Origin of the sequence: Geobacillus sp. FSL K6-0789 (assembly GCF_038593135.1) — a bacterium.
In the GTDB taxonomy this organism is placed as follows: domain Bacteria; phylum Bacillota; class Bacilli; order Bacillales; family Anoxybacillaceae; genus Geobacillus; species Geobacillus stearothermophilus.
Map to the genome: position 1 here is coordinate 2,484,062 of NZ_CP151966.1, position 14,090 is coordinate 2,498,151.

At 53.9% G+C, this 14,090-nt stretch carries 14 protein-coding genes and 2 pseudogenes; 7 read left to right on the forward strand and 9 right to left on the reverse strand.

Annotation, left to right across the window (positions count from 1 at the left end):
* Positions 1 to 74 precede the first annotated feature (74 nt).
* Complete coding sequence (locus NSQ51_RS13105; protein ID WP_047817981.1) at positions 75 to 1,511, forward strand: DDE-type integrase/transposase/recombinase; 1,437 nt, start codon at positions 75 to 77, stop codon at positions 1,509 to 1,511.
* Positions 1,512 to 1,775: 264 nt separating this feature from the next.
* Here the strand turns inward: NSQ51_RS13105 and NSQ51_RS13110 are convergent.
* Positions 1,776 to 2,216 (reverse strand): annotated as a pseudogene (locus NSQ51_RS13110) (S9 family peptidase); the annotation flags it as partial.
* A gap of 292 nt (positions 2,217 to 2,508) precedes the next feature.
* On the opposite strand from NSQ51_RS13110, the gene NSQ51_RS13115 reads away from it, so the two are divergent.
* Genes NSQ51_RS13115 through NSQ51_RS13125 form a run of 3 tightly spaced genes read left to right on the forward strand, consistent with a single transcriptional unit; the run spans position 2,509 to position 5,116 of the window.
* Positions 2,509 to 3,513, forward strand: a complete 1,005-nt coding sequence (locus tag NSQ51_RS13115; RefSeq protein WP_049625029.1) for an ABC transporter substrate-binding protein — start codon at positions 2,509 to 2,511, stop codon at positions 3,511 to 3,513.
* Between the two features lie 18 nt (positions 3,514 to 3,531).
* Positions 3,532 to 4,323 carry an ABC transporter ATP-binding protein gene (locus NSQ51_RS13120; protein ID WP_033014562.1) on the forward strand — a complete coding sequence of 264 codons (792 nt, stop codon included), beginning with the start codon at positions 3,532 to 3,534 and terminating at the stop codon, positions 4,321 to 4,323.
* Positions 4,307 to 5,116: an ABC transporter permease gene (locus NSQ51_RS13125; protein WP_049625030.1), complete on the forward strand. Its 810-nt coding sequence runs from the start codon at positions 4,307 to 4,309 to the stop codon at positions 5,114 to 5,116. The genes NSQ51_RS13120 and NSQ51_RS13125 overlap by 17 nt, the downstream gene beginning before the upstream one ends.
* A 115-nt stretch (positions 5,117 to 5,231) precedes the next feature.
* On the opposite strand, the gene ytkD is transcribed toward NSQ51_RS13125, so the two are convergent.
* From ytkD to NSQ51_RS13150, 5 genes and pseudogenes are all read right to left on the reverse strand, one after another.
* Positions 5,232 to 5,699 (reverse strand): RNA deprotection pyrophosphohydrolase, encoded by a 468-nt coding sequence (ytkD, locus tag NSQ51_RS13130; protein WP_047818907.1) that lies wholly within the window; start codon positions 5,697 to 5,699, stop codon positions 5,232 to 5,234.
* 58 nt (positions 5,700 to 5,757) lie between these two features.
* Entirely contained in the window at positions 5,758 to 6,090 is a 333-nt protein-coding gene (locus NSQ51_RS13135; RefSeq protein ID WP_033014566.1) for a hypothetical protein, read from the reverse strand.
* A gap of 142 nt (positions 6,091 to 6,232) precedes the next feature.
* Positions 6,233 to 6,673 (reverse strand): Dps family protein, encoded by a 441-nt coding sequence (locus NSQ51_RS13140; RefSeq protein ID WP_033014567.1) that lies wholly within the window; start codon positions 6,671 to 6,673, stop codon positions 6,233 to 6,235.
* Between the two features lie 194 nt (positions 6,674 to 6,867).
* Positions 6,868 to 7,092 (reverse strand): annotated as a pseudogene (locus NSQ51_RS13145) (RNA-guided endonuclease TnpB family protein); the annotation flags it as partial.
* The gene (locus NSQ51_RS13150; protein WP_161804328.1) at positions 7,088 to 7,234 is read right to left on the reverse strand and encodes a hypothetical protein; all 147 of its coding nucleotides are present in this window, start codon (positions 7,232 to 7,234) and stop codon (positions 7,088 to 7,090) included. The gene NSQ51_RS13150 and the pseudogene NSQ51_RS13145, both read right to left, overlap by 5 nt.
* Before the next feature lie 163 nt (positions 7,235 to 7,397).
* Here NSQ51_RS13150 and ytzI point away from each other — a divergent pair, with 163 nt between their 5' ends.
* On the forward strand, positions 7,398 to 7,559 hold the full coding sequence (gene ytzI / locus NSQ51_RS13155; RefSeq protein ID WP_015375668.1) for a YtzI protein: 162 nt from the start codon (positions 7,398 to 7,400) through the stop codon (positions 7,557 to 7,559).
* A 22-nt stretch (positions 7,560 to 7,581) separates the two neighbouring features.
* Here the strand turns inward: ytzI and NSQ51_RS13160 are convergent, their stop codons facing one another.
* Entirely contained in the window at positions 7,582 to 8,058 is a 477-nt protein-coding gene (locus NSQ51_RS13160) for an S-ribosylhomocysteine lyase (protein WP_011232335.1), read from the reverse strand.
* Between the two features lie 213 nt (positions 8,059 to 8,271).
* Here NSQ51_RS13160 and yidD point away from each other — a divergent pair, with 213 nt between their 5' ends.
* Together yidD and NSQ51_RS13170 are read left to right on the forward strand one after the other, a co-directional pair.
* Positions 8,272 to 8,517: a membrane protein insertion efficiency factor YidD gene (gene yidD / locus NSQ51_RS13165; protein WP_033014569.1), complete on the forward strand. Its 246-nt coding sequence runs from the start codon at positions 8,272 to 8,274 to the stop codon at positions 8,515 to 8,517.
* A gap of 104 nt (positions 8,518 to 8,621) precedes the next feature.
* Positions 8,622 to 9,608 carry a metal ABC transporter substrate-binding protein gene (locus NSQ51_RS13170; RefSeq protein ID WP_049624992.1) on the forward strand — a complete coding sequence of 329 codons (987 nt, stop codon included), beginning with the start codon at positions 8,622 to 8,624 and terminating at the stop codon, positions 9,606 to 9,608.
* Between the two features lie 216 nt (positions 9,609 to 9,824).
* Here NSQ51_RS13170 and NSQ51_RS13175 read toward each other — a convergent pair whose 3' ends face one another.
* Together NSQ51_RS13175 and NSQ51_RS13180 are read right to left on the reverse strand one after the other, a co-directional pair.
* Positions 9,825 to 11,783, reverse strand: coding sequence for a beta-propeller fold lactonase family protein (locus NSQ51_RS13175; protein ID WP_049624994.1), 1,959 nt, complete (start codon positions 11,781 to 11,783; stop codon positions 9,825 to 9,827).
* A gap of 96 nt (positions 11,784 to 11,879) precedes the next feature.
* Complete coding sequence (locus tag NSQ51_RS13180) at positions 11,880 to 13,958, reverse strand: hypothetical protein (RefSeq protein WP_049624993.1); 2,079 nt, start codon at positions 13,956 to 13,958, stop codon at positions 11,880 to 11,882.
* Between the last annotated feature and the right edge of the window lie 132 nt (positions 13,959 to 14,090).

The following is a 14,090-nucleotide window of genomic DNA, read 5'->3' on the forward strand; positions in this document are numbered from 1 at the left end:
CTTGCCACCCCCGTTGTTTTCGGCCATCATTGAGGTAACGACACCCAACAGCCAAAACAAAGGAGTGACAAGCTTTGTTACCTCAATTATTAGCCTATTTGCTCGAAATAATCAAGACCCAATATCAAATCATTGTGTATTTGATGGGTGTGATCGTGGGAAAATCCTTGAATCTCGAGGACTTGGACGAACCCATCCAAAAGCCGTACCGGAAACTTCAGGTCGATGACCTTCCGATCATCGATGTGCCGGAAACCCTTGATTACCGAAAGCTGTTGGCAGACTATGAAGCCCAGCACGGACGTCCTTTACGGCCCATCCAGCGCCGCGCGAATGCGAAACACCGTGTTCCGGATTCGTTGACCTGCCCTCGCTGCCAGGCTCCCTCTTCTTACCTGTACGCCAATAACGGCGGAAAAGGGCAATACCAATGCAAAGTGTGCCAGTGCCGGTTCAACCACCGAAATCGGTTCACCAAGCAAGCGGTCTTTCGCTGCCCGCACTGCAAAAAGACGCTGGAAAAAATCAAGGAACGCAAAGAATACAACATCTATAAGTGCAAGAACAACGCTTGCCCGTTTTACCAGGCCAACCTTCGCCGGATGACGAAGAAGGAGCGCCAACAGTTTCAACAGGATCCTCAAGCCTTCAAGGTGCGGTATTTGTTTCGAGAGTTCTTGTTTGACTTTCTCCCGTTGGCTTCCTCGTCGCTCATCAAGCCGAAGGTCGATTTGTCCCGGCTGGCTGCGTCGCCGCACGTGTTGGGGCTCGTGTTGACGTACTACGTCAACTTTGGGATGTCCTCGAGGGAGACCGCCGCCGCCATGAAGGACATCCATGGCGTCTCGATCTCCCATCAGACGGTGCTCAACTACGCCAACAGCGTCGCGCTTTGGATCAAGCCCTTTGTCGACCGGTTCCCGTATGAGCTGTCCGGTTCGTTTTGCGGGGACGAGACGTATATTCGCGTCAAAGGGCGCTGGCATTACCTGTTCTTTATGTTTGACGCCGTCAAAAAGATCGTGCTGTCGTATCGCGTCTCGCCCAACCGGGACACGCTCTCGGCCATCAAGGCCATCGATGATGTCCTCAGGAAGCTAGCGTCCCTCCCAGACGACTTGTCGTTCGTCGTGGATGGCAACCCGATTTATCTGCTGGCGCAACACTTCTTCGCCCAACACGGGATTTCATTTGACGTCCGCCAAGTGATCGGGCTGACCAATGAGGATCCGGTCTCGGAAGAGTTTCGCCCTCTCAAGCAGATCATCGAGCGATTCAACCGGACCTTTAAAGGCAACTACCGCCCGACCCATGGGTTTGGTGCGGAAGAAGGCTCGGTGTCCTTTGTGACGCTGTTTGTGGCGTATTTCAACTTTCTGCGCCCACACAGCGCGCTCGAAGGCCGGGTGCCGGTCGTCATCCCGGAACTGGCGGATCTTCCGCATATGCCGGCCCGGTGGACGAAGCTGATCGCCATGGCACAAGCGTTTCTCCAACAAGAGGCGGCCTGACTTTTTTGTCCTCTGGAGCCCGTTGAACAGAACTCCTGCCGGATTCGGCGAAGCGAACCCTTGACCAACCGAACACCGCCAAAGGTAAAATTCGGTCATGGCAAGGGCGGCTTTCTTATTGCCTTCTTTTTTGTCCCCGTCGCCCTTGACGACTCTTCCGCACCTTTGGCGGGTGTTGGTCAAGGGCGAATCCGGCCCTCCGCATGCCCCACGATGCTCAATGGGATGATCTGTGTGGAGTTTTCATAGAACTTTTGACGCTACCCAGACCGCCACCGAACAGACCCCCTCGGCCATTAGGGAGGCATGGAGCGCCATCGCCCCGCCGCGCGAGAAGCCAAACACGTGCACGCGCCCGGGATGGACGAGCGGATGGCGGCGAAGGAGATGAAACCCAGCGAGCGCGTCATAACGGTCTTCACCGGCAAAATCTTCGTTTCCTTCTCCGCCCCCATTGCCGCGATAGAGCGGAGCGAAGACGACAAACCCGTGCGAAGCGAATTGGACAAGGCGCGGCACCCGCACTTGCCCGACGTTTTTGATGCCGCCGCGCAAATACAAAAACCCGTCATAAACGCCTTTTCGCTTCGGCGCCGCTAAAAATCCTTTCACCTTCAGCCCTTGGGACATATAGGTGACAAAGAACACATCGATTCCCGGATGCGGCGACGGAAACCGGTATTGGTCGATGATGTCCCCGTCCATACGCCTGCCTCCTTCCTACGCGAAAACAGATGATGCGAACCACCCGTCATCATCCCCCAACGCCTTCTTTCATTAGGGCAAGTGGGGCTGTCCAACTGCCTCGCCGCTCTTGCATGCCGTCCCTTGGCCGAGCGTCAGCTTGAAAAAGCCCTCGAGCGCGAGGAGCGTCCCGACCGCCGCCCGTTCTCGTTCGACCGCCCATTTTTTCTAGACATTCACACATTTTGGCTGCGTGCATACGATAAGGTGAAACCACGGTTTACCGCATGCGAACCAAGGGGGGTTAACGAACATGAAAAAATGGGCCGTATGGTTATGCTCGCTTCTGCTGCTTTTGCCGCTTTCCGCCTGCACGAATGACGGGGGCCAAAGCGAAAAGCCGCTCCAAAAAGTGCGGCTCGCCGAAGTGACGCACTCGATTTTTTACGCACCACAGTACGTCGCCCTGGCAAAAGGCTTCTTTAAAGAAGAGGGGCTGGATGTCGAACTGACGACGACATGGGGCGGCGACAAAACGATGACGACGCTGCTTTCCGGCGGCGCGGACATCGCCCTTGTCGGCTCGGAAACGTCGATTTACGTCTACAGCCAAGGAACGGACGACCCGGTCATCAACTTTGCCCAACTGACCCAGACGGACGGAACGTTTCTCGTCTCGCGCAAAAAAATCGGCCACTTTACATGGGAGATGTTGAAAGGAAGCACGTTCCTCGGCCAACGGAAAGGCGGCATGCCGCAGATGGTCGGCGAGTTTGTGCTGAAAAAACACGGCATTGACCCGCACAACGATTTGCATCTCATTCAAAACGTCGATTTCGCCAATATCGCCAACGCCTTTGCGAGCGGCACCGGCGATTTCGTCCAGCTGTTTGAGCCAACAGCGAGCATTTTTGAACAAGAAGGGAAAGGCTATATCGTCGCTTCATTCGGCACCGAATCCGGGCGCGTGCCGTACACGTCGTATATGGCAAAACGAAGCTACATGAACGAAAACAAAGACGTGATTGAAAAATTTACGCGCGCGATCTACAAAGCGCAGCAATGGGTCGAATCGCACAGCGCAGCTGAAATTGCCAAAGCCATTCAACCGTACTTTAAGGACACGGACTCGGCCATCATCGAAAAAGTGGTTGAGCGCTACAAAAGCCAAGGGACCTATGCGACCGATCCGATTTTGGATGAAGAAGAATGGAACAACTTGCAAACCATTATGGCCGAAGCCGGCGAGCTGCCGAAGCGCATCGACCTGAACACGCTTGTTGATTCGTCGTTTGCCAAAAACGCGATGAACAAGTGACGAAAGCAGGTGAACGAAATGTTTCTTGCCATCGACCGCCTTTCGCACACGTATTTGACGAAAACGAACGCCGTCACTGCACTCGATGATGTGTCGCTGTCCGTCGAGAAAGGAGAATTTGTCTCCTTTCTCGGCCCAAGTGGCTGCGGCAAAACGACGCTTTTGTCCATCATCGCTGGGCTGATTGAACCGACGGAAGGGGCGGTCCACATCGAAGGCCAACCGATTTGGCCGAGCGGAATGGCCGCGCCGACGGCGCGGCGCGCGGTCGGCTACATGCTTCAGCAAGACTACCTATTCCCATGGAAAACAATCGAAGAAAACATCCTTCTCGGCTTAAAAATGACTAGAACGCTAACTGCTCAAACCAAAGAACGGGCGCTCGCTCTGCTGGCGGAGATCGGCCTTGGCGGCGTCGAGTCGTATTACCCGAGCCAGCTGTCCGGCGGCATGCGCCAGCGTGCGGCGCTCGTGCGCACGTTGGCGACCGACCCGAAGCTGCTTTTGCTTGATGAACCGTTTTCCGCCCTCGATCAACAAACAAAGCTGAAACTGGAAGAACTCGTTTGGAAGACGTTAAAACAATACGAAAAAACAGCGGTGCTCGTCACCCATGACATCGAAGAAGCCATCGCCATGAGCGATCGCATTTTCTTGTTTTCGCCGCGCCCTGGGCGCCTTGTGCGGACGTTTGTCATCCCGGATGAACTGCGCGGCCGCCCGCCGCTTGCCGCCCGCCAGCATCCGGCGTTTTCGCCATTGTTCCAATCCATTTGGAAGGAGATGGAGGCTCTTGAATCAAGCTCCTGACCGCATCCAGTCGCTGCACCGTGAATACCTCGCCGCATTGCGCAAAGAGCGGCGAGTGATCCGCCTTTGGCAGACGGCGCTACTTGTCGCCTTTTTCGCCGTCTGGGAAGCGGCGAGCCGCTTTCATTGGGTCGATCCGCTCCTATTCAGTTCGCCCTCCGCCATCGCCAAGCTGTTTGGCGAAAAACTCGGCGATCATTCACTGTTTGTCCACACGTGGGCGACATTGTTTGAAACGTTGCTCGGCTTTCTGATCGGCACCGCCGGCGGGGCGCTCATCGGCGCGGTCCTCTGGTGGTTTCCGCGCCTGGCGAAAACGCTCGATCCATATTTGGTCGTCTTCAACGCCATGCCGAAAGTCGCCCTCGGGCCGATTTTGATCGTCGCACTTGGGCCGGGATTTACGTCGATTATCGCCATGGGCGTCGTCATTTCGGTCATCATCACAACGATTGTCGTCTATTCGGCGTTCCAAGAAGTTAATCCGAACTATTTGAAAGTGCTGCGGACGTTCGGCGCCACCCGCTACCAATGCTTTCAAGAGGCGGTGCTGCCGGCGTCGTTCCCGGCGATCATTTCGACGTTGAAAGTGAACGTCGGCCTCGCTTGGGTCGGCGTCATCACCGGCGAGTTTCTCATCTCCAAGCAAGGGCTTGGGTATTTAATCATTTACGGCTTCCAAGTGTTCAACTTCACGCTTGTGTTGATGAGCCTGCTCATCGTCGCCTTGCTGTCGACCATTATGTATCAGCTTGTCGCCTTGATCGAAAAAAAATGGGGAAACCGCCGCTAGCGGGACGCTCGCCGAATGTTGACGGGCGTCTCGTTTCATTCCTGTCGTCCCAATGAGCCGGCATCCGCCGCTTTTGGGAAGCCCATCTTCGGGAGCCGCCGATCGGCGCCCCTTTTCAATCGATCAGCCCGCGCTGTTTCAACTTGGCAAGCGCCAGTGAAAGCACGTCATCTTTCATGAAATAGCTGAAACGCTGATCGGCGCGGATGTCATCCGGCAGCGCCTCAAGCAGCACCGGACCGTTCGTTTCCAAATACGACCCCCGCTCGACGAGCGCAGCGATGTCGGCAAAATAAATGTTTTTCACGATATCCGGCTCCACTTTATATTGGCCGATGTATTCGAGCCGGCCGACAATTCCCCCCGTTTCTTCCATCACTTCGCGGGCCGCGGCTTCCGCCGCTGTTTCCCCTTCTTCCACCTTGCCGCCGGGAAACTCAAGGCCGCGGCGCGGATGATCCGTCAACAGCCATCGCCCGCCATAGCGGCAAATGACCCATACATGCCCGGGGGAGGGGGAAAACGGATGATCCGCAAAGGCCAGCCGAACGCGATGTCCGTAATAATCGCGAAATTCATGCATCGGACTCTCCCCTTTCCTCTCCCCATTATACAGAAAAACGCCGCTCGACTCGCGGCGTTTACTCTTCTTTTTCGTCCGGAAGAATGCCTATCGAGCGGATGTGTGCTTTCGCTTCGTCGTTGCCGAGCTCATAAATCATTTTGTAAATGTCGACCATCGTCCGGTCGTACGCATCGTTTTCCCGGTCGTAATGGTATTGAATATACGGCACGTGGGCACGCCAAAACGCCTGCCAGTCGGTCGAGTAGTTCTGGTCGAAATACTCGCGCAGGCGGGCGATTTCCTCATCAGTCGCCTCGATTTGAAAGTCCCACGGCGACGCGGTTTTCAATTGGGAAATTTCCCCGGTTGCCATCGACACGTAATACGTCTTTTTCCGTTCGTCTGCCACCTTCGTTCACTCCTTCTGCTCTTTTTGCTTAGTGTGGGGCAATCGGGGAAAACTATGCTCATTTTATTTCATCTTTCAACAGCTCGATCGCCTTGCACGAAGCAAAAGGCCGTCCCCCGGCCTGAGGACAGCCTCCTCATTCTTATCGTCCTAAGAACGATTTCAACATCCAGACGTGTTTTTCCAAGCTGCGATGAATGCCAAGCAGCATATCCCCCGTCGTTTCATCGTTCACTTCATCCGCCAGCTGCATGCCTTCCTTCAATTCGCCGATCATCGTTTCAAAGTCGCCGACAATCGAAGCGACCATTTGCTCCGCCGTTTCCGTCCCGGCTGCTTCTTTGACGGACGCCTGCTTGAGGCAGTCTTTCATCGTCGCCACAGGTTTGCCACCCAAGGCCAACAGCCGCTCGGCCAGTGCGTCAATGTGGATCGCGGCTTCGTTGTACAGCTCTTCGAATTTTTCATGCAGCGTGAAAAACTGCGGCCCGGTGACATACCAATGATAGTTGTGCAATTTCACGTACAACACAGTCCAGTTGGCGATTTGCTTGTTGACAAGATCGATCAGTCGAGTTGTCATCCTCTCACTCCTCCTTATGGTTCTTGTACCCAGCTGGCTTGTTGATGAAACATGGAAAATGTGTCGATGGATAGCTTGCCCGATTTCACCGGAAATATGAACGCCAGCTCTGCCAGATATGGTATAGTGAACTACCCCCACTTAATTTTCTAGCGAAAATTTGAAGTGGGGGCTTCCAAAGAAGTTTGACTGCTTCAAGCAATCCTTATTCTTTGAGGCGTGTCCACTTCGCCGCTAGAGCATAAGACACTCAGGTCTACAGCTTTACTTTTCTTTAAGATGTTTAATGCGCCATTGACATCAGCATTAATTAGTTTGCCAGACTTTGTTCGATACAAGCCGCGCTTAATACGTTTGCCGCTGAACTTATATTCTTTTGGATTGTCGGCATTATATTCAGGAATCTCATCGCCGTCAAAATTCCTTGTGTTCAAAATAGTATTGTCTGACATTGTACAATCCGACGTTGTACATGTTCTTGGCAATATGGCACAGTTCTCGAAGAGTCAAGTATTCTTCTTTGGTCAAACCATTTAGCTGTTGTTTGATACAAAAATACATTTTTTCACCTCCCATCTAACTATATTATACTATATTTTACTGAATCTATCCTATTTTCAGCAAAATATAGTTAAGGCGATTCATCTCCCACTTACTCCGCTTCGCTTCGTTGAAGTGGGAGTCTTCTCGCCTAATTAAGATAAAAAGAAAAAAGGCGGGCGTCATGATGTACTGGACCTTGATCGTTTGCCTCATCATCGCCGCTGTCGTTCTCGTGCTGGCGGTCGTCACGACGTCCAAAGCGTATGCCTACAAGCATACGGTCGATCCGCACCCGAATGAACACGGCGGCGAACAACAAGCCGGCCCGAAGCAGCCGCAGTAGCGGCGCGGGGCTGGCTTGTTCATCAACCAAACACCTTTTTCAACTCTTCTTTCTCTTGCGAAAGCCAAAAGCGCATCAGCTGTTTGGCCGCCTCTAGATCATGCAGCTTCGCTTGGCCGCATTGCCGCTCGGTCGCGGCTGGCACTTCCGTCGCGGCGAGCGCGTCCTTCATGGCTTCTTCCAACAAATCAATGATCTCGTCCACGGTTGGCGAGCCGCTCACGACAAGATAAAACCCGGTTTGGCAGCCCATCGGCGAGATGTCGATAATATCGAAATGATCATATTTGGCCGCATGTCGGCGCAGCGTATACGCAAGCAGGTGCTCGAGCGTATGAATCGCGGCCGGATCCATCGCCTCTTTGTTCGGTTGGCAAAAACGGATGTCAAACTTATTGACGACGCCGTCGCTGCCGACTTTGTGAACGCCGCAATGCCGAACGTACGGCGCTTTGACCGCGCAATGATCCAATTCAAAGCTTTCCACCGGTGAAGGCATGTCAATCACTCCTAGTTATTTATTCTCTTTTTTATCATAACCAAGACGAGGAACGTTCCGCATCTTTTTTGCCTCTCGTTCGGCTTGGCGTCTATGCCCAAAAAGCAAGGCTGAGTCGGCGCTCCCTTCCGAGCGAACGACAGTTGTTTTTCTTGAACAAAAGAACGGTTTGTTCTATTGTAATCATGATGATCACAGAAAGGAGAACTGTACATGGGCCAATGGCTGATTTGGTGCATCCGCTTTTATCAACGCTTTCTTTCTCCGCTCAAGCCGCCGACATGCCGCTTTTATCCGACCTGCTCGAACTATGGCATCGAAGCGATCCGGCGCTTTGGCGCCATAAAAGGGGGATGGCTGACGGCGAAGCGCATTTTGAAATGCCATCCGTTCCATCCGGGCGGTTTTGATCCTGTTCCTGAATCATCAGAACATGTGAAAAGAAACAAAATCACTTAATGGCCTTGCCATTTGCTTGATTTTTTTATATGATTAATCCTGTAAATCGTAATGATTACGATATAATAAATGCGGACATCCTTGAGCCCAGAAAGGAGTTCAATATGAGACTACCATCCATTCTTTTGTCTTTCCTTTTGGCGGCAAGCGCCTGGCTATACGGCTGCCAAGCAAAACCGGAGGCACATAAGGCCCAAACATCGAACGACCCATTGACGATTTATACAACCGTCTATCCGCTTGAAGACTTTACGAAAAAAATCGGCGGCGACGCCGTGAACGTCAAAAGCGTTTACCCGCCGGGAGTGGAATCCCATACGTTCGAACCGACAACCAAAACCGTGCAGCAGATTGCCGATGCGGACGCCTTCATTTACATTGGCCACGGGATGGAACCGTTCGCCGAAAAACTGCAGGAAACATTACAAAATGAGCACGTCCGATTTCTCGTTGCCACAAACGGCATCGAATTGCTTGAATCGAACCATGAACAGGAGCATGCGCATGGCGAAGGGCACAAAGATGAACACGGAGAGGGACATGAGGAAGAACATGGCCATGAACACGGAGACAAAGATCCTCACGTATGGCTTGACCCCATCCGATCCATTTCGATCGCCGAGAACATCCGCGATTTGCTGATGGAACTGAAACCTGAAAAAAAAGACCTGTTTATGCAAAACTTTGAAACGTTAAAGATGAAACTCGAGCGCCTTGACGGGCAATTCCGTTCAACAGTGGAGAAAGCTCCCAGAAAAGAGATACTCGTTTCCCATCAAGCTTACGGATATTGGGAAGACCGCTACGGAATCAAACAGCTGAGTGTTTCCGGGCTTTCTCCGAGCAACGAACCATCGCAAAAAGAGCTGACTCAGCTCATCCAGACAGCCAAACAGCATCACATCCGCTATGTCATTTTCGAACAAAATGTTCGTCCCAAAACGGCGGAAGTGATTCAGAACGAAATCGGCGCCAAGCCGCTCCGTCTGCATAACTTGGAATCGCTGACCGATGAAGATCGAAAAGCCCACAAAGATTACTTTGCTCTTATGGCCGAGAATCTCCACGTGCTGCAAAAAGCCCTTTATTGAAATACAACCGCCTGCCTCTTTCGATTCGTGGGCTTTCTCATTTTGTTTCCCGGCTTCGTCTATTTCTGGCGTTTGTTTATGCACGATAAGCGCTATGTACGGCCAAAACAACAAGGAAAAAGGTGTCCCCAACACGCGTGGGACACCTTCCTTTATGACGTGCGATCTTCTGCCCTGCAGAAAGAAAAGCACCCTTTTCCTCACCCATCACTCTCACTATTGCAGCGAGCGGACATAGGCCGCAATGGCCGCAATTTCTCCCGGCGTCAATGTTTGCATTTCTTTCGTCCGATGGCGCCGGATTGCTTCCTCGATCGTTTTCGCGCTGCCGTCATGCAAATACGGGGCTGTCGCCCATACGCCGCGCAGCGTCGGCGTATCCCACTGTTTGGGCGTCCGCGGGTTTGTGAACCGGGCGCGGGCGTCGCCTTTGGAGGCGCGGTCCTTCGGATTGGCCGTGCCGATATCGTGCAAGTAGGCGGTATTGGCAGTCGTCAATTTCCCGTCAGGCCCGACCGCCTTGACGCTGTCGGTGAAATACTCGCCCCCATGGCAGCTTAAGCAATTCCCTTTCCCGTTAAACAGGCGCTCCCCTTCCTTCGCTTCCGCCGTCAAGCTGCCGTCCGCCTTTCGATACGGGCTTTTCGGCACGGGGAACGAACGCGGGTCGTTCAAGTAGGCGAGAATGGCGTCAAACATATGCTGGACGTTCGGCGGCAGCGGCTTGGACGGGTCGATCGCCGTCATGCCGCCCATCTCGCCTTGCACCGTATGAATGTAGTCGGTAAAATCGTCGCGCGAACCATCCCACATAAACAGCCCGGTTTTCGTCGCCAAAATATTGCTCGGCACGTTGCGCGGCCCTTTCGCCGTCATGAGCGTCAAGCCGTTGATGTCGCCGTCGCTATGGCACGAAGCGCAGCTCATCCAATTGTTTCCTGTAATGTTGATGGCAAACTCGTCGCTGTTGGCGCTGTAAAAGATCGTTTTTCCTTCACGCACGAGCGGGGAGAGCGAATCTTTCGCAATGAGGCGGATCGTGCCGCTCTCCTGCTTCGCTTTCGCATATGGGCTTTTTCCTCCGGTTTTGATCACGGCCAAATCATGGCTCATGGCGTTGTGGACGTAAAGCGTCTTCCCATCCGGCGAAATCGCGATCCCGCGCGGATTGTTGCCGTGGATGCGTCGCAAAATTTGCGTCGCCTTGCCGCCGCGGCGCAAGTCAAAGACGACGAGGTCCTCGCTTCCAGACATGACCGCGTACGCTTTGCCGCCGTCCGGGGAAAACGCCACATCGTACGGATTGGAGACGATGATCGTCTCGTTATGAACATCAGTGACATTGATCGCGGCAAACAGCTCTTTCCGCTCGTCCGGCAACTCAACGTCGTTCGTCACATCAATGACCGAGATGGCCGGAAACACCGTTTCCTCAAATTGGATCGGCGTATCGATGTTCGTCAATAAGTGCGGAATATACGCTTTTTTGCCGTCCGGGGCGATGACGATTTGCTCAAGCGTGTTCGGAATGCCTTGGCTCTTTTTTCGATCGGCTTTATCCGGCGACGGGGCGAGGGCGATTTCCTTGACCGCCCGCCGTTTCTTTGTGTCAATCACGGTGACTTTAGCCGCCAAATATTGCGTCACGTACAGCTTCCTTCCGTCCGCTGTCAGCGCCAGCGCCCGCGGCCGATCGCCCGCTTGGATGTCTTTGGTCCGCTTCCCGCTCTCAGCGTCAAACACCGAGACCGTGCCCGAGCGGTAGTTGGCGACATATACTTCCTCCCCATCTGGACTGGTGACGATGCCGAACGGCTCGATCCCCGTTTTCCAACGGTCGACGACTGTCCGCTTGTCAAGCGATACGACGTCCACTTCATCATCGTACATGCAGGAAACATACAGCGTCCGTCCATCCGGGCTGAGCGCCAGCTGGCGTGGTTCGCGGCCGACGGGAATTTCCGCTTCCTTCGTTTTGGTTTTCGCGTTGATGATTGTCACTGTATCCACATCGATGTTGGCGGTGTAGACATAGCGCCCGTCGCTGCTTACGGCGATGTTGTCGCCGTGCGCCGGGGCGTGTCTGACCACTTTCGGCTGCTCATGCCATGCCTTTTCGTCCTGACAGCCGGCCAACAGCGCGGCGATCGCCGCGGCGAACCACCATTTTCGCATTTCAATATTCCCCCGTTTTTTCACGAAAATGATAACCATCCTCAATTTTACAAAGAAAAGCAGCGAATCTCAGTCGTATTCGCCGCTTTCTTTCTGTTATTTGTTGCCGGATCCAACATCGACCTTGACCGTCCGCAACACCGGCGCCACGCCGTATGGGCCGCCGGCCGCCTGCACTTGCGGCACATGGTCGCGGTCAGTGTTGCCCAATTTTTTCCCTTTGATGTAGACATCTCCCGTATCCCAAAACTCACTTGCCTGCATCCCTTCCTGAAGCGTCGGGCCATCGACGATTCGGTCGTAAAAGTCGACGTAACGGGAGATGATCGTTTCGCGGTCAAGGGATTTCGCCGTCTCATCCGCTTGGTCGTTGTTCAAGTTTTGCAGCGCCACGCGGAACACCCCCGACAACGCGCCGGCGAGCCACGAGGTGTACTTATCCTCTGTTTCTCCCGTATGGTACACGTGCCATTTTTGATCCCAAAAATGGCGGTCCATCGCCTCATAAACAAGGCGCGCCGCATCGCGGTACGCTTCGTCTTTCGTCGCCAAAAACGCCGCCGTAAGCCCGCGGATCGCACCAAGCTGGGCAAGAAGCGTCGGCTCGTCTTGATCCGGCCCTTGGCCGATCGTATAGCCGTTTTCGACAAGCCCGTCTTTTCGCATCAAGTTGTGCATGATAAAATCCGCTTGCCGGCGGATGAGCTCAAGCGCCCGCTTTCCTTCCGGCGTGCCAAGCCCTTTGGCGCTCTCTCCGCTCGCATAGCCGACCGGCATCCCGTCAATCGCCCGTTCGAAGATGCGGAGCGCTTCCATTGTATAGCCGGCTTGGAACGTATCGACCCGATTTCCTTGCGTTCGCCCGTCATGTTCGGTCACAAACGCGCCCGCTTTTTCATTGAAATGCATGGCATCGATGTTGCGAAACACTTGCAGCAGCACGTCGCGGTTGACGGAATACGGGTCGTCGGCCACGCGGTCGTTGGCTGGATCGGCATCCACATTTTCTTTTGCCGCTTTCGGGAACGGTTTTCCGTCAAACACGGCCAAAAACGCGGGGTTTTGGTTTTTGTTTTCCGGCCGCTGGTCGGTCATGCCGAAAAACTCCGCCGCCGGCCATAGCATGAGCCATTGGTCCTCAAGCAAGCTGCGGGGATCTTTGACGACCAACTTCGCCGCATCCGGCGCCAGCTCGCTTCCCCCTTCAGCCAATTCCACCGCGTGCGGCAAATAGACGAATCCCCCGCTTGGGTTGTAGCGGCTGCCGGCTGCCTTCGTCAACGCCTGTTGCTTCGCATCATAAAATAAATGGTCACGGATAAAAGCCAGCTTGTTCCATATTTGTTCCGTCAAAATCATCCCTTGCATCCCGTCGGCGGAGCTGACGCCAAGAGCGACGTTCCCGCTTTGATCGTCGTTTGGCGTTTTCGCCTCCACCTCTTCATCGCTGTCTTTTTGATGAAAATTCCCCAAAAAGTCGCCGGCCCAAAGCGCTTGCTTCAAAAAGACACCGCCGTAAGCCGATGGCGTGAGCACTTTGTCCATTTTTCCGCGATCCCAGCGAAGCGATTGGAAATCGACTTGATAGACGGGAACGTATGTACCGTCGTCATTTTCCGCGTACACGTCCGTGTCAACCTTTTGCGCATAATGCGGATCGCCGCCGGCGTACTCGATGAAGGTCGGGAACATGTTGCGGAAAATTTCCTCGCGCGGATAGCCGACGCTGTCCGCAAGCTCATAAAAACGGTCGGCGAGTGCTTCATCGGCTGGCTTATGCCGCTGTTCGGCCCGTTGCTTGGCGATCGGGCCGTTGATGAGATGGAGCCCGAGCCCTGACTTTTCTGTCACCTCATACATGGCTTCTTCGGAATACTCGTATGACTCGATGCCGGCCGTATAGTCAAATTTCGTCGGCTCATCCGGCTTTCTCGCGTCAAGGGTGTCCAAATCAAGCCCGAGCCCTTCAGCGAGCGGTTCGCCCGAAAGTTCAAATTCCGAGTAGGCAAACATATTGCCGGCCGTATCAAAATGATCGTCCGCCACCGGCACGTGCAGGCGCGGCGCTTCCGCTGAACGGCCGTTCTCTTTCTCCCCGACGGCGGAACAGCCGGACGCCAAAAGCAGCGAGGCCGCCGCCGACGTGGCCATGATTTTCCAAGGCATGCGTTTCATAACTTGCTCCCCCATTTTATTTAAAAATAACGATTTTCATTTTCAATCTATTTCATTATACGTCGGCGATCCCCTTCATTCAAGCCGGAATCCGTTCCATCACATTCCGCCCGAGAAAGACGCTTTTCATGC

Bases quoted from the DNA above. Each gene is read 5' to 3' on its own strand.
- yidD (WP_033014569.1), top strand. From the start codon at position 8,272: ATGGGCCAATGGCTGATTTGGTGCATCCGCTTTTATCAACGCTTTCTT.
- ytkD (WP_047818907.1), bottom strand. From the start codon at position 5,699: ATGCATGAATTTCGCGATTATTACGGACATCGCGTTCGGCTGGCCTTT.
- NSQ51_RS13115 (WP_049625029.1), top strand. From the start codon at position 2,509: ATGAAAAAATGGGCCGTATGGTTATGCTCGCTTCTGCTGCTTTTGCCG.
- NSQ51_RS13175 (WP_049624994.1), bottom strand. From the start codon at position 11,783: ATGCGAAAATGGTGGTTCGCCGCGGCGATCGCCGCGCTGTTGGCCGGC.
- NSQ51_RS13170 (WP_049624992.1), top strand. From the start codon at position 8,622: ATGAGACTACCATCCATTCTTTTGTCTTTCCTTTTGGCGGCAAGCGCC.
- NSQ51_RS13120 (WP_033014562.1), top strand. From the start codon at position 3,532: ATGTTTCTTGCCATCGACCGCCTTTCGCACACGTATTTGACGAAAACG.
- NSQ51_RS13150 (WP_161804328.1), bottom strand. From the start codon at position 7,234: ATGTATTTTTGTATCAAACAACAGCTAAATGGTTTGACCAAAGAAGAA.
- NSQ51_RS13140 (WP_033014567.1), bottom strand. From the start codon at position 6,673: ATGACAACTCGACTGATCGATCTTGTCAACAAGCAAATCGCCAACTGG.
- NSQ51_RS13180 (WP_049624993.1), bottom strand. From the start codon at position 13,958: ATGAAACGCATGCCTTGGAAAATCATGGCCACGTCGGCGGCGGCCTCG.
- ytzI (WP_015375668.1), top strand. From the start codon at position 7,398: ATGATGTACTGGACCTTGATCGTTTGCCTCATCATCGCCGCTGTCGTT.
- NSQ51_RS13160 (WP_011232335.1), bottom strand. From the start codon at position 8,058: ATGCCTTCACCGGTGGAAAGCTTTGAATTGGATCATTGCGCGGTCAAA.